This window comes from Pseudomonas sp. LBUM1666 (genome assembly GCF_059695775.1).
The window spans coordinates 1,477,457-1,492,262 of record NZ_CP166789.1; the positions used below are offsets into that span (position 1 = coordinate 1,477,457).

A 14,806-nucleotide genomic window follows, 5' to 3' on the forward strand; every position below is an offset into this window, starting at 1 on the left:
GAGGACCTGAATCATGTTGAAAGGCTACGGGGCTGTCATCCTCGATGGCGCATGGCTGACGCTTCAGCTCGCCTTGTCGTCCATGGTCTTGGCCATTGTTCTGGGTCTGATCGGCGTTGCGCTGCGTCTGTCCCCGATTCGCTGGCTGGCCTGGCTGGGCGACCTGTATTCCACGGTGATCCGCGGGATTCCCGACCTGGTGCTGATCCTGCTGATTTTCTACGGTGGTCAGGACCTGCTCAATCGCGTCGCGCCGATGCTCGGTTTTGACGACTACATCGACCTGAACCCGTTGGCCGCCGGTATCGGCACCTTGGGCTTCATCTTCGGTGCGTACCTGTCGGAAACCTTCCGTGGTGCCTTCATGGCGATCCCGAAGGGTCAAGCAGAAGCCGGCATGGCGTACGGCATGAGCAGTTTTCAGGTGTTCTTCCGGGTGTTGGTGCCACAGATGATTCGCCTGGCAATTCCGGGTTTCACCAACAACTGGCTGGTGTTGACCAAGGCCACCGCGCTGATTTCGGTGGTAGGTCTGCAAGACATGATGTTCAAGGCCAAGCAGGCGGCAGATGCCACCCGCGAGCCTTTCACCTTCTTCCTCGCAGTGGCGGCGATGTACCTGGTGATCACCAGCGTCTCGTTGCTGGCATTGCGTCACCTTGAGAAGCGCTACTCGGTAGGCGTAAGGGCGGCTGATCTATGATCTTCGACTACAACGTCATTTGGGAGGCACTGCCGCTGTACTTCGGCGGCCTGGTGACCACCCTAAAATTGCTCGCGCTGTCGCTGTTTTTCGGTCTGTTGGCGGCCCTGCCGCTGGGGCTGATGCGCGTCTCCAAGAACGCGGCCGTCAACATGAGTGCCTGGCTGTTCACCTACGTGATCCGCGGCACACCGATGCTGGTGCAGCTGTTTTTGATCTACTACGGTCTGGCGCAGTTCGAAGCGGTACGTGAAAGCTTCCTCTGGCCGTGGCTGTCCAGCGCGACGTTCTGTGCGTGCCTGGCCTTCGCGATCAACACCAGCGCCTACACCGCTGAAATCATCGCCGGCAGCTTGCGTGCCACGCCGAATGGTGAGATCGAAGCGGCCAAGGCGATGGGCATGTCGCGCTACAAGATGTACAAGCGCATCTTGCTGCCGTCGGCCTTGCGCCGGGCGCTGCCGCAGTACAGCAACGAAGTGATCATGATGCTGCAGACCACCAGTCTGGCGTCCATCGTGACCCTGATCGACATCACCGGTGCCGCGCGCACGGTCAACGCTCAGTTCTACCTGCCGTTCGAAGCCTACATCACCGCCGGCGTGTTCTACCTGTGCCTGACGTTCATTCTGGTGAAGCTGTTCAAACTGGCCGAACGCCGCTGGCTGGGCTATTTGGCCCCGCGGAAGCACTGATATGGAACGCATCGATCATTCATTGCCGTGGAGCCACTTGGGCTGCGAACGCCAGATTTCGGTGTTCCGCTTCGGAAGTGGCGAGCGCAAGGCCTACATCCAGGCCAGCCTGCACGCCGATGAATTGCCGGGCATGCGTACGGCTTGGGAGCTGAAAAAGCGCCTGACCGAACTTGAAGCCCAAGGCTTGCTCAACGGTGTGATCGAGCTGGTGCCGGTGGCCAATCCACTGGGCCTCGGTCAACTGCTTCAGGGCAATCATCAAGGGCGTTTCGAAGCGGGCAGCGGCAAGAATTTCAACCGGGATTTCGTCGAGCTGAGCGCGCCAGTGGCCGCTGCGCTGGAGGGGCACCTGGGTGATGATCCGCACGCCAATATTCAGCTGATCCGTCAGGCCATGAGCGATGTGCTCGCCGCATTGCCGCCAGCCGCCAGTCAGTTGCAAGGCATGCAGCGCATTTTGCTCAGTCATGCCTGCACCGCCGATGTCGTGCTGGATCTGCACTGCGATTGCGAAGCGGCACTGCACATGTACGCCTTGCCGCAACACTGGCCGCAATGGCGTTCGCTCGCCGCACACCTGAACGTGAAGGTCGGTCTGCTGGCGGAAGAATCCGGTGGCAGCTCCTTCGATGAAGCTTGCTCGCTGCCGTGGTTGCGTCTGTCGCGTTTGTTTCCTGATGCGCAGATTCCCTTGGCCTGCCTGGCGACTACCATTGAATTAGGTGGTCAGGCCGATACCGGTCGCGCTGAAGCCTGCGCATACGCCGAAGGCATTCTGGCGTTCCTCGCCGAGCAAGGCTTGATCAGCGGTGAGTGGCCGAAACCTGCGCAAGACGCGTGCGAAGGCCTGCCGTTCGACGGCACCGAATTGCTGTTCGCGCCACACCCTGGCGTGATCAGTTTTTTGCGTAAACCCGGTGAATGGATTGAAGCCGGCGATGAGATTTTTGAAGTGATCGATCCGTTATCGGATCGGGTCAGCACGGTGTGTGCTGGTACGTCCGGGGTGCTGTTTGCCATTGAACGGCTGCGTTATGCCCAACCCGGTTTCTGGCTGGCCAAGGTGGCGGGGCGCGAAGCGCTGCGTCACGGGCGCTTGCTCAACGACTGACTGACTGTTTTTGTGAGAACCGACCGCATGTACAAACTTGAAGTCCAAGACCTGCATAAACGCTATGGCAGTCACGAAGTGCTCAAGGGCGTGTCCCTGAAAGCGGCGGCTGGCGATGTGATCAGCATCATCGGCTCCAGTGGCTCCGGCAAAAGTACTTTCCTGCGTTGCATCAACCTGCTGGAGCAGCCGCACGCGGGCAAGATTCTGCTCAACAACGAAGAGCTGAAACTGGTTGCCAACAAGGACGGCGCGCTGAAAGCGGCCGACCCGAAACAGCTGCAACGCATGCGTTCGCGCCTGTCGATGGTGTTCCAGCATTTCAACCTGTGGTCGCACATGACCGCGCTGGAAAACATCATGGAAGCGCCGGTCCACGTGCTCGGCATGTCCAAGGCCGAAGCCCGCGAGAAGGCTGAGCACTACCTGAACAAGGTCGGTGTGGCCCATCGTAAAGATGCTTACCCGGGCCACATGTCCGGCGGCGAGCAGCAGCGTGTGGCGATTGCCCGTGCGCTGGCGATGGAACCTGAGGTGATGCTGTTCGACGAACCGACGTCGGCGCTCGACCCGGAACTGGTGGGCGACGTACTGAAAGTCATGCAGGCCCTGGCGCTGGAAGGCCGGACCATGGTGGTGGTGACGCACGAAATGGGCTTCGCCCGTGAAGTGTCGAACCAGCTGGTGTTCCTGCACAAAGGTGTCGTCGAAGAAAGCGGCAACCCGCGTGAGGTGCTGGTCAATCCACAGTCCGAACGTCTGCAACAATTCCTCTCGGGTAGCCTGAAGTAAACCGAACTCCCGTTGCGCACCGGGATAGTGCATGCTTCGCAACCTAAAGGCTGGCCCCGATCCCTGTGGGAGCTGGCCTGCCAGCGATAGCGGTGGGCCAGTTTGCATCTCTGGCACAGACACGCCGCCATCGCTGGCAGGCCAGCTCCCACAGTTTGATCTCCATCGGTTTTGAGATTTGCGTTCATTTACGGGCTAGCATTGGCCCATGCCTTCATCACTGTTTTCGTTTCGGATTGCTCGCCATGACTGCCCATCGAATTGGTTTCCTGATTTGGCCCAGCACTAAAGCACTGACGCTTGCGCTGGCTGAGGAGGCCTTGCGTGTTGCCCAGCGTGTGCATCCGGACGTTGTCTACGAACTGTCGTTTTTGCAGGCCGAACCGCCGACTGAAGGCGCTTGGCAATTGCCGGGTGAACCCTGGGCCGGCAAGCTCGAAAACTTTCAGAAACTGTTCCTGCTCGCCGATGAGCCACCAACCACACTCGCACCGGCACTCAGTAGTTCGCTGAAACAACTGGTGCGTGCTGGCTGCGTGATCGGTGGTTTGTCTGCCGGTGTTTACCCGTTGGCCCAACTGGGTTTGCTCGACGGTTACCGCGCTGCCGTGCATTGGCGCTGGCAGGACGATTTCACTGAGCGTTTCCCTAAAGTCATCGCCACCAGTCATTTGTTCGACTGGGATCGCGATCGTCTGACTGCGTGCGGCGGCCTGTCGGTACTCGACTTGCTGCTGGCGGTGCTGGCCCGTGATCACGGCGCCGAACTGGCCGGTGCCGTGTCGGAAGAACTGGTGGTCGAGCGCATCCGTGAAGGCGGCGAGCGCCAGCGCATTCCATTGCAGAACCGTCTCGGTTCCAGCCATCCGAAGCTCACCCAAGCGGTGCTGCTGATGGAAGCCAACATCGAAGAGCCGCTGACCACTGACGAAATCGCCCAGCATGTGTGCGTGTCCCGTCGGCAGCTGGAGCGCATCTTCAAGCAATACCTCAACCGCGTGCCGAGCCAGTACTACCTGGAACTGCGCCTGAACAAGGCCCGGCAAATGTTGATGCAAACCAGCAAGTCGATCATCCAGATCGGCCTGTCGTGTGGCTTCTCCTCGGGGCCGCATTTCTCCAGCGCCTACCGCAACTTCTTCGGTGCCACGCCGCGGGAAGATCGCAACCAGCGGCGCAGCAGCAGCCCGTTCGAATTGTCGTCGGTGCCCTCGGAGCGTGGGTGACAGAGCAATCACGTCACCTGCTGAGGCTGATTTACTCCTCCATGTCGGAGCCTTCAGAAGTCGAGATATCCATCTCTCCTCGATTGATCACCTCTTCCACGCCAAAGTCCATACCCGTCCGTTCGAAGTAATCGATCAGCCGTAGCAGGCTTTCCCCGGAAAACCGATTACCTCGAAAACTGATGTTTTCAGCGATTTCCACCGGCAGTTCCAGCACGTCGCTGGGGACTTCGGTGATGGCGTTGCCACTGAGATTGGCCCAGTCCAGCTCTGTCATTTGCAGCAGGCCGTGCGGTATTTCGGTGATACCGGTGTCATTCAACAGTACGGTTGCGAGCTCCTTCATCTGGCTCAGGTCAAGCGTTTGCCCCAGGGGGTTGCGGGCCAGATCGAGATACTCGAGCTGTTCCATTCCCGCCAGCGCACTTGCCGATTCAGCTGACAGTCTGACGCGGCACTCAGGGAGCGACAGCGCCCGCAGTTGACCCATCTTGAATACCGCATCTGGAATGTTGCCCAGATTACAGGCGCGAAGCCTGAGGCTTTTGAGGTTGGGGAAGCCTTCCAGGAATCGTCCGATACGTGTCACGCCATCGGTACTATTAATCTCCAGCGCCGTTACATGGCTGAAATCAGCGCTCAGGGGCGGTAGTTCTCCGTTAATGATCGGGCGAATAGTGAGTTCAAAAGTCGGCTCCAGCGCCTCATTGAAATCATCCTGCTCGCTTTCATGCCGCCAGCACTGCTCCAATGTCTGTTTGAACTGGTCGCGGTTCATGTGCTCGAAAAGCTGTTGTTGGGCGGTGAACGGTTCGCCCGTCAACGGGTGTTGGGCCGGAAGGTCGGCGGTCCATGCCGCCAAGTCGTTGCTCAGTTGTGCCAACTCCGCTTCAAGGTTTGTCAGCTCGATTCGACCGTCTGCCAGCGTGCCTGCCAGTTCATAGACAAACTCGCTCGCCTGTTCGACCTCCAGGTTCGGGTACAGCGCCCTGACTCGGTTGATGTCCGCTTCTGGGGCATGGATACCCAAATCGTATGAGCTGTCGAAGTAGTGATGCTTGATCAGTTGTCGGGCGTTATCCGAAAGCGGATTGTGCGTCAGGTGTATTGCTTGTTTGGTGTACACCGGGCTTTCGAATAATTGCGAGGGCAGCTCACTGATCCTGTTGTGTAGCAGCTTGGCGGTATCAAGTTTGGGGTGGCGAAGTACGCTGTCGGGAATGTCGGTCAGGCCGGTACGGCTCAGGTCCAGGTGAACAAGTGCAGGCATAGATTCGACACTGGGTACCATTGTGAACGGGTTCTGGTACAGGTCCAGCATGACCAGTTTGTTCAATGAAGACAGCTTCGACCAGCTGGCTGCATCGAACCGGATTCCGCAATCGCTTAACACCAGTGCATCAAGGTCCGTCATTCGAGGAATGGCCTCGGGGAGGGATGTCAGGGAAAAGCGTTTTAAATCGAGGTGGCGCAAGCCATTGAAGCGCTGAAGAAACTCGGGAACACCCTGCACAGCATGACTGCCTTCAAGGGACAGCAATGACACATGGGGGAAATCGGCCGTCAGCGTGGGTAGATCGCCAAGAATCGGCCCGGCAAATCTGAGTGTGTAGCGCGGCGTGTCATTCGGGCCATCGAAGTCCCGCTCTGATTGTCGACGCCAGCTGCGCTGGATTTCCTGGGCCAGCAGCCTGCGATTGTGTTGAACGGCCTGTCGTTCCAGTTCGCTCAGGGGAACTCGGGTTTGCGGGTGGACAGTGGGCGAATCGTTTAGCCAGGTGTTCAGATCCTGATGCAGTCGCGAGAGCTCGCTGGACAGGCGTGAGAGCTCCATCCGCACGCCATCGGGATGCGTTTGTAACTGGAGAACAACAGTCTGGAGTTCCTCCTCGGAAAGACTGGGGTAAACCCCGCGAACCCGGTCGTTGAGGGACGGCGTTTCGGAGGGGCTGCGCCTGTATCCACCCGAGCCGCCAGGCAAGCGCATGGTCGTCGGGTCGTAGAACGGTTTTCGATGGGGATTTTTTGCGAACAACTTGCGTAGTGCCGGTTGGTTCAATGCATGTTCGGCGATGCGTACTTTGAGTGACTGAGCATTTGCTATAGATGGGTTCAGCGCATTGCGCTGTGCTTGCGGCAGCACCTGAAAAAGTCCCTGATAAAAATCACCGGGCCCCGATTCGCTATCTTGATAAACGTGGTAAGTGCCGTCTTCAGCGCGCACCAGTGTTTTAACGATCGGTGCATCAGGCTGGCCAATGCTGTCGCGCACAAGTCCGTCATGGGCGTAATCCCTCACTTCAATACGCAGTTCGGCGGGAAAACCGGGCAGCGAATTCAGGCTTTGCAAGGCCAGTCGGTGGGTGTCGGTATTGTCCAGAACGTCGGAATAAAGGCCCTCACAGGCTCTGGCTGCGCGTACGGCCTCCATGGCTTTTAGTGCTGCTTCCTTGAGCCGTTGGGGCGCGCGAGCGTTGTGCAGCTGGCGTAACTCGGTCCCGGTTGCATTGCTCACCAGCTCTTGTGCGACATCGGTCGGCAATCCATGCACGTCGTCGAGCAGTCGCTGAACCTGCACGTTGTCGGTTTTCTCCTGCGCGCGATAGCGTGTGTCGAACAGCGATTTTTGATGCTTCAGGGCAAGTTCGGCCGTTTGTTTTCTGAAGCCTTGCGTTTGGGTTTCCGGTGCCGGCATTGGCGTGTCGACAGGCCAATCGTCGTAGCTGGTCAGCAATTGATGTTGCAGGGTCAGATCGGCCTTGCGATAGCGCTCGGGTTGGTCGCTGCCGATCTGTTCGATAAAGGTTTCGATGTCCCGGTTGATCGTGAAGCGCTTGATCGTGTCTGTCAGCAGCGAAGGCGGGCGATAATGTTCGACATGCATTTCGCGCACTACGTTGTCGTGGTAACCGCTGACCCGCAGGATCTGTTCGCGCTCGGCGTTGGTGAGCGACTCGACGCTATGGCCGAGGCGGCGCATGACCTTTTCCCGGTCCCAGTTCAGCGGCTGCTCCAGTTCTGTGTGCCAGGCGCCGTGGTTGTTATGCAGCAGAGGTGGCTGATAAGCATCGGTTCGGTTCGGATGCTCAATCTGAAACGTGCCTGGCACGCGGTCGGGCTTCACGGCATACAGTTTTCCCTCCAGTGGCAGCAGCGTCTTGCCCTCGTTTTGATAGAGGCCGAGATGATCGGGTTTTGCTCCTTCCGGCCAAATGAGTGCTTGTTCGTAAGGCTTGAGATCCGGCTTCCAGTAGCGGGTTTTTCCTTCGGGCGTTGTGACGGGTTTGAGTGGGTCGACAAGCGCAATAGCTTCACGAGAGAGCAGGCGGCTGAGGGTCCGGGCAGCGATGGCGCCGCCCACCGCAAATGTCCCGACCTGAACCACCGTTTCGACGAACGTCATCAGATGCCCGAACGCTTCTGTTTTCAGCCCTTCAGCCAGGTCCACTATGCCTTCGAAGGTTTCGTCGAGTAACTGGTAGGCCATGTAGCCCAGCATCAATTCGCCGAGAAACGGGACGAAAGGCAACGCAACGAACGTCGCGATTTCAAGGAGCGTCGAGGCCACTTTGCTGAAGGCATTCCACAATGCCCATCGAGCGTTGCTGTCGGCAGTGGCGGTGGAGACGGCGAGCGTGCTTGCATCGTTGAGGATCTTGTTCAGCTGTCGCTGATAGAGATGGTTCCACAGGTCCGCTCTGAACGGGATCGCCGAAAACCGCAAATCAGGCTTGTCGATGGGCGTTTCGCGCCAGCTCGGCAGTGGGTCGCCCTGTCGGTGTTGATGCCAGGTCACGGTCTGGAGGCGACGGTTGAGGTCCGCGAAAAAATGTCCTCTTTCCTTGTGGTCGACGAAGCGACTGAAGAACGTTTGATAAGCGGGCGAGCGCAGTTTGCGGGTCAGCTCGGCCATGAACGCCAATGTATTCGGGTATTCCTTGAGAGGATGCTCTGGATCATCGGGAATGTAGGCAATGATCCGTGTTGCCGTGCGTGCGCGCTCCAGGCTCGCCGCGAAAATGACAATGCCGGTCAGCGAGGAGGACATCATTGTCAGGTCGTGACCATACAGCGGCTGCCCATCCAGTCGAGCACCCGAACGCCCTTCCAGAATGCGCAGGATCGAGAGATGGGCATCCGCTGGAACATCCTTTCGGATTTGCGCCATCTGCAGCGCAGATTTGAGTGCTGTTTTGTGCGAGCCGATCACCTTCGATTTCAACACCGCGCCGGCTACCGGGTTGGACGGTCCCAGATTGTCTTTGAGGTAAGCGTTGTACCGGGCGCCGATATCCAGTTCCCGGCATAACCGGGTAAAGGCCGGGATAGTGAGCTTTTGCTTGACCGCCGGCAGCGTATCGAACTGCCCTGTGGGCGAAGGTTTGGTGATGAACGTCGAGGCTGACTCGAAAGCCCCTGCCGCTGTTTCCGATTCCTGAAAGTTATGCAGGGCGGCGTCGAGCATCGACACGGTCCAGGTGCGCGCGGCGCCAGTCTTGATTCCGAAAAGCGGCACGGTTTGAGGGATGTACAGGCGCAGGAAGGTGGTTTTGGCGTCCAGTTCCAGGTCAAACCGGGTTTTCAAGGCGTCGCTCAGCAGCGGTTCGGCAAAGGCTTGTGCGCTTTGCAGCTTCGACAGCATTGAGTCCAGACGATTTCGATGGGTCCAGTGTTCCTGACTGATCTTTTTCAGCGACTGGTGCTGCTGCGGTGTTGCGGTGCCATGCCAGTCTGGCGTCATAAGCGTGGCGTTCTTGAGAGCTCGGTGTGTACTGGACGATGCTTCTAACACCCAGACTGGCAGATTGTTGAACAGGTGATGGTAGTGATCGTCCGGTTGCGTAGCGGATTCACTGCCTCCAGTAGTGGAAAGGCGATCGTTCTCGTATCGGCTCATGCGCTATTCCCTTAGCGTTTTGAATGAGCCGCCAGCAAAACAGACGATGATCGGTTCCGTGCGGTACATATTTACCGCACCGTTCGACAAGCCTGCCTATAACCTGTGCCGGCGGTTTAAACTGCGCCTTTGCGACCCTATATGTCGCATTGCCGTAAACCCGGTTGAAACCGGGGTTTGCGCTATAAGAAGTTGTCGCTTGGCGGCAAGGCCGGGCTGAAAACTGTCCTTACAATCCCCCCATCGCTCGCCAGTTTCAGGCGAGTGTTCCTCATCAGGAGACTCCGATGTCCGTTGAGCACGCTGCGGTACAACGCGCCGATTTCGACCAGGTAATGGTTCCCAACTACGCGCCTGCCGCTTTCATCCCTGTGCGTGGCGCCGGTTCCCGCGTCTGGGACCAGTCTGGCCGCGAGCTGGTCGACTTCGCCGGCGGGATTGCCGTTAACGTATTGGGCCATGCGCATCCGGCGCTGGTCAGTGCCTTGACCGAGCAGGCGAACAAGCTGTGGCACGTGTCCAACGTCTTCACCAATGAGCCGGCCTTGCGCCTGGCCCATAAGCTGATCGACGCCACGTTTGCCGATCGCGCGTTCTTCTGCAACTCCGGCGCCGAAGCCAACGAGGCCGCCTTCAAGCTGGCCCGTCGCGTCGGTTTCGATCGTTTCGGCAGCGAGAAGTACGAAATCATCGCCGCGCTCAACAGCTTCCACGGTCGTACCCTGTTCACCGTGAACGTCGGTGGTCAGTCGAAGTATTCCGATGGCTTCGGTCCGAAGATCACCGGTATCACCCACGTGCCGTTCAACGATCTGGCCGCGCTGAAAGCCGCCATTTCCGACAAGACGTGCGCTGTGGTTCTGGAACCGATCCAGGGCGAGAGCGGCGTGATCCCGGCCGAACTCGAGTACCTGCAAGGCGCCCGTGAACTGTGCACCGCACACAACGCGCTGCTGATTTTCGACGAAGTGCAAACCGGTATGGGCCGCAGCGGCAAGCTGTTCGCCTACCAGCATTACGGCGTGACCCCGGACATCCTGACCAGCGCCAAGAGCCTGGGCGGTGGTTTCCCGATCGCCGCGATGCTGACCACCGAAGACCTGGCCAAACACCTGGTCGTCGGCACCCACGGCACCACCTACGGCGGCAACCCGCTGGCGTGTGCTGTCGCTGAAGCCGTGATCGACGTGGTGAACACCCCTGAAGTGCTGGCCGGCGTCAACGCCAAGCACGACAAGTTCAAGGCTCGCCTGGAGCAGATCGGCGAGAAGTACGGCCTGTTCACGCAGGTCCGTGGTATGGGCTTGTTGATCGGTTGCGTGCTGAACGATGCCTGGAAAGGCAAGGCCAAGGACATCTTCAACGCCGCTGAAAAAGAAGGCCTGATGATTCTGCAAGCCGGCCCGGACGTGGTTCGTTTCGCGCCAAGCCTGGTGGTTGAAGACGCCGATATCGATGCCGGTCTGGACCGTTTCGAACGCGCCGCGGCCAAACTGACTCAAGCCTGATAGGCCCTTCGGCGCCTGAGTTTCAGGCGTCGAAACAATTTTTGTTCCAGACCGGACCAAATGTGGGAGCGAGCCTGCTCGCGAAGAGGGCCTGACAGCCAACATCTTTGTTGACTGACAGGACGCAATCGCGAGCAGGCTCGCTCCCACAGTGTCTCAGTGATCTGTCTGGACTATTTCCCTCAAAGAGTTTTATGAGAAAGGAGTGACACCATGCTGGTGATGCGCCCCGCGCAAATGGCTGATCTGGGCGAGGTACAGCGTCTGGCTGCGGACAGCCCGATTGGTGTCACTTCCTTGCCGGATGACGTTGAACGCCTGAGCGACAAGATCGCAGCAAGCGAAGCCTCGTTCGCCGCCGAAGTCAGCTTCAACGGTGAAGAGAGCTATTTCTTCGTCCTCGAAGACACCGCCACCGGCAAACTGGTGGGCTGCTCGGCCATCGTTGCGTCGGCCGGTTATTCCGAACCGTTCTACAGCTTCCGTAATGAAACTTTTGTGCACGCCTCTCGCGAGCTGAAGATTCATAACAAGATCCACGTGCTCTCCCAGTGCCACGACCTGACCGGCAACAGCTTGCTGACCAGTTTCTACGTGCTGCCGGAGCTGGTGGGGTCGGCCTGGTCGGAACTCAACTCCCGTGGTCGCTTGCTGTTCGTGGCTAGCCATCCAGAGCGTTTCGCCGATTCTGTGGTGACCGAGATCGTCGGTTACAGCGATGAAAATGGTGATTCGCCGTTCTGGGACGCCATCGGCCGTAACTTCTTCGACCTCAACTACGCCGCTGCCGAGCGTCTGTGCGGTCTGAAGAGCCGGACGTTCCTGGCCGAGTTGATGCCGCATTACCCGATCTATGTGCCGCTGCTGCCGGACTCCGCTCAAGAGGCGATGGGCCAGGTGCATCCACGGGCGCAGATCACCTTCGACATACTGATGCGCGAAGGCTTCGAGACCGATCACTACATCGACATTTTCGACGGTGGGCCGACCCTGCACGCCCGTGTCTCGGGGATCCGTTCGATCGCCCAGAGCCGAGTAGTCCCGGTGAAAATCGGCGAGCCGGTCAAAGGCGCCGGTCGTCAGTACCTGGTGGCCAACGCCCAGTTGCAGGATTACCGCGCCGTTTTGCTTGAGCTTGATTACGCGCCGGGCAAACCCGTGACCCTGGATCTCGAAGCGGCCGAAGCCTTGGGCGTCGGTGAAGGTGCCAGCGTGCGCCTGGTGGCGGTTTAACACCTGCTGGTATGCCTAGAAAGAATGCCTAAAAAGCAGCGAGTTTCACGGGTGGCGCAAGCGGCCCGTTTGAGGAGATAGCATGATCGTTCGTCCCGTACGCAGCAGCGATTTACCCGCTCTGATCGACTTGGCCCGTAGCACCGGCACCGGCCTGACCACCTTGCCGGCCAATGAAGAGCGTCTGGCCCATCGGGTCGGCTGGGCCGAGAAGACCTTCCGCGGCGAAGCCGGGCGGGGCGATGCGGACTACCTGTTCGTGCTCGAAGACGATGACGGTCGCGTGGTGGGTATTTCCGCCATCGCCGGTGCCGTCGGTCTGCGTGAACCTTGGTACAACTTCCGGGTTGGCCTGACCGTCAGCGCTTCGCAAGAGTTGAACATCTACCGCGAAATCCCGACGCTGTTCCTGGCCAACGACCTGACCGGTAACTCCGAGCTGTGCTCGCTGTTCCTGCACGCCGACTACCGCACTGGCCTCAACGGTCGCATGCTGGCCAAGGCGCGGATGCTGTTCATCGCCGAGTTCCCGCAGCTGTTCGGCAACAAGATCATCGCCGAGATGCGCGGCATGTCCGACGAAGCGGGGCGTTCGCCGTTCTGGGAAAGCCTGGGGCGTCACTTCTTCAAGATGGAATTCAGCCAGGCTGACTACCTGACTGGCGTGGGCAACAAGGCGTTCATCGCCGAACTGATGCCGAAATTCCCGCTTTACACCTGCTTCCTGTCGGAAGATGCGCGCAACGTGATCGGCCAGGTTCATCCGGACACCGAGCCGGCGTTAGCCATGCTTAAAAGCGAAGGCTTCAGCTATCAGGGCTACGTCGACATCTTCGACGCCGGTCCTGCGGTGGAGTGCGAAACCGGCAAGATCCGCGCAGTGCGCGACAGCCAGGCGCTGGTGCTGGCCATCGGCACGCCGGGTGACGACGCCACACCGTTCCTGATTCATAACCGCAAGCGCGAAGACTGCCGGATCACTGCTGCTCCTGCACGTTTCGCCGCCGGTACGCTGGTGGTCGATCCACTGACCGCCAAACGTCTTCAACTCAACGCCGGCGATCAAGTGCGCGCCGTTCCGTTGTCCGCTGCCAGGGAGTCGAAATAATGAATTCGCTATACATCGCAGGTGAATGGCTGGCCGGCCAAGGTGAAGCCTTTCAGTCGCTGAACCCGGTAACCCAACAAGTGCTGTGGGCCGGCGAAGGCGCTACCACTGCTCAGGTTGAATCGGCCGTGCAAGCCGCGCGCCAGGCATTCCCGAGCTGGGCCCGGCGTACCCTGGAGGAGCGCATCACCGTGCTGGAGGCTTTTGCCGCCGCGCTGAAGAACAACGCTGACGAACTGGCTCGCACTATCGGTGAGGAAACCGGCAAGCCTTTGTGGGAAGCGGCGACCGAAGTCACCAGCATGGTCAACAAGATTGCGATCTCGGTGCAGAGCTACCGCGAACGTACCGGCGAGAAGAGCGGCCCGTTGGGCGACGCCACCGCCGTGTTGCGCCACAAGCCACACGGTGTGGTCGCGGTGTTCGGGCCTTACAACTTCCCTGGTCACCTGCCGAACGGTCACATCGTACCGGCGCTGCTGGCCGGTAATAGCGTGCTGTTCAAACCCAGCGAGCTGACGCCGAAAGTCGCCGAGCTGACGGTCAAGTGCTGGATCGAAGCCGGTCTGCCGGCAGGCGTGTTGAACCTGCTGCAAGGCGCTCGCGAGACCGGTATCGCCCTGGCGGCGAACCCGGGCATCGACGGTTTGTTTTTCACCGGCTCCAGCCGCACCGGCAATCACCTGCATCAACAGTTTGCCGGTCGTCCGGACAAGATCCTCGCGCTGGAAATGGGCGGTAACAACCCGCTGGTCGTTGATCAGGTCGCAGACCTCGATGCTGCCGTTTACACCATCATCCAGTCGGCATTCATTTCCGCTGGTCAGCGTTGCACCTGTGCACGCCGCTTGCTGGTGCCGCAGGGCGCCTGGGGCGACACACTGCTGGCGCGTCTGGTGGCGGTCAGCCGTACGATTGAAGTCGGCGCGTTTGATCAGCAACCGGCGCCGTTCATGGGCTCGGTGATTTCTCTCGGCGCTGCGAAAGCACTGATGGATGCGCAGGAACATTTGCTGGGTAACGGCGCAGTAGCATTGCTGGAAATGACTCAACCTCAAGCTCAAGCCGCCTTGCTGACCCCAGGCATTCTGGACGTAACGGCAGTGGCTGATCGCCCTGATGAAGAGCTGTTCGGCCCGCTGCTGCAAGTGATCCGCTACGCTGATTTTGAGGCGGCGATCGCTGAAGCCAACGACACCGACTATGGCCTGGCGGCCGGTCTGCTTTCGGATTCCGAAGCGCGTTATCAGCAGTTCTGGCTGGAAAGCCGTGCGGGTATCGTCAACTGGAACAAACAGCTGACCGGTGCTGCGAGCAGCGCGCCATTCGGCGGTGTCGGCGCTTCGGGCAACCACCGCGCCAGCGCCTACTACGCGGCAGATTACTGCGCTTACCCGGTTGCTTCGCTGGAAACCCCGAGCCTGACCTTGCCAGCGACCCTGACGCCAGGCGTTAAGATGGCGTGATGCCCATCGCCAGCAGGCTGGCTCCCACAGGTTCGGTGGTGTTCACACATTTTGTGTACGACGC

The 14,806-nt window shown here is 59.3% G+C and carries 10 protein-coding genes; 9 read left to right on the top strand and 1 reads right to left on the bottom strand.

All coding sequences use genetic code 11. The annotated features are described in order from the left end of the window. The first annotated feature begins 13 nt into the window (after positions 1-13). The 5 genes from ACA056_RS06665 to argR all read left to right on the top strand — a co-directional run bounded on the left by ACA056_RS06665 (position 14) and on the right by argR (position 4,530). A complete protein-coding gene (locus tag ACA056_RS06665) occupies positions 14-703 on the top strand; it encodes an ABC transporter permease (protein WP_008154330.1) in 690 nt (229 codons plus the stop codon). Beyond that, positions 700-1,398 carry an ABC transporter permease gene (locus ACA056_RS06670; protein WP_497271396.1) on the top strand — a complete coding sequence of 233 codons (699 nt, stop codon included), beginning with the start codon at positions 700-702 and terminating at the stop codon, positions 1,396-1,398. The genes ACA056_RS06665 and ACA056_RS06670 overlap by 4 nt, the downstream gene beginning before the upstream one ends. 1 nt (position 1,399) lies before the next feature. After that, the gene (locus tag ACA056_RS06675) at positions 1,400-2,512 is read left to right on the top strand and encodes a M14 family metallopeptidase (RefSeq protein ID WP_497271398.1); all 1,113 of its coding nucleotides are present in this window, start codon (positions 1,400-1,402) and stop codon (positions 2,510-2,512) included. A 27-nt stretch (positions 2,513-2,539) separates the two neighbouring features. Beyond that, a complete protein-coding gene (locus tag ACA056_RS06680; RefSeq protein ID WP_008154324.1) occupies positions 2,540-3,304 on the top strand; it encodes an ABC transporter ATP-binding protein in 765 nt (254 codons plus the stop codon). A 245-nt stretch (positions 3,305-3,549) separates the two neighbouring features. Continuing rightward, entirely contained in the window at positions 3,550-4,530 is a 981-nt protein-coding gene (gene argR, locus ACA056_RS06685) for a transcriptional regulator ArgR (protein ID WP_033056741.1), read from the top strand. A 31-nt stretch (positions 4,531-4,561) separates the two neighbouring features. Here the strand turns inward: argR and ACA056_RS06690 are convergent, their stop codons facing one another. After that, the gene (locus tag ACA056_RS06690; protein WP_497271401.1) at positions 4,562-9,427 is read right to left on the bottom strand and encodes a dermonecrotic toxin domain-containing protein; all 4,866 of its coding nucleotides are present in this window, start codon (positions 9,425-9,427) and stop codon (positions 4,562-4,564) included. A gap of 287 nt (positions 9,428-9,714) precedes the next feature. On the opposite strand from ACA056_RS06690, the gene ACA056_RS06695 reads away from it, so the two are divergent. The 4 genes from ACA056_RS06695 (at position 9,715) to astD (ending at position 14,742) form a co-directional block, all read left to right on the top strand. Further along, the gene (locus ACA056_RS06695) at positions 9,715-10,935 is read left to right on the top strand and encodes an aspartate aminotransferase family protein (RefSeq protein WP_497271403.1); all 1,221 of its coding nucleotides are present in this window, start codon (positions 9,715-9,717) and stop codon (positions 10,933-10,935) included. Positions 10,936-11,148: 213 nt separating this feature from the next. After that, entirely contained in the window at positions 11,149-12,168 is a 1,020-nt protein-coding gene (gene aruF / locus ACA056_RS06700) for an arginine/ornithine succinyltransferase subunit alpha (protein WP_008154316.1), read from the top strand. An 82-nt stretch (positions 12,169-12,250) separates the two neighbouring features. Next, a complete protein-coding gene (gene astA / locus ACA056_RS06705) occupies positions 12,251-13,276 on the top strand; it encodes an arginine N-succinyltransferase (protein ID WP_008154313.1) in 1,026 nt (341 codons plus the stop codon). Further along, positions 13,273-14,742 (top strand): succinylglutamate-semialdehyde dehydrogenase, encoded by a 1,470-nt coding sequence (gene astD, locus ACA056_RS06710; RefSeq protein ID WP_461964107.1) that lies wholly within the window; start codon positions 13,273-13,275, stop codon positions 14,740-14,742. The genes astA and astD overlap by 4 nt, the downstream gene beginning before the upstream one ends. The last annotated feature ends 64 nt before the right edge of the window (positions 14,743-14,806 follow it).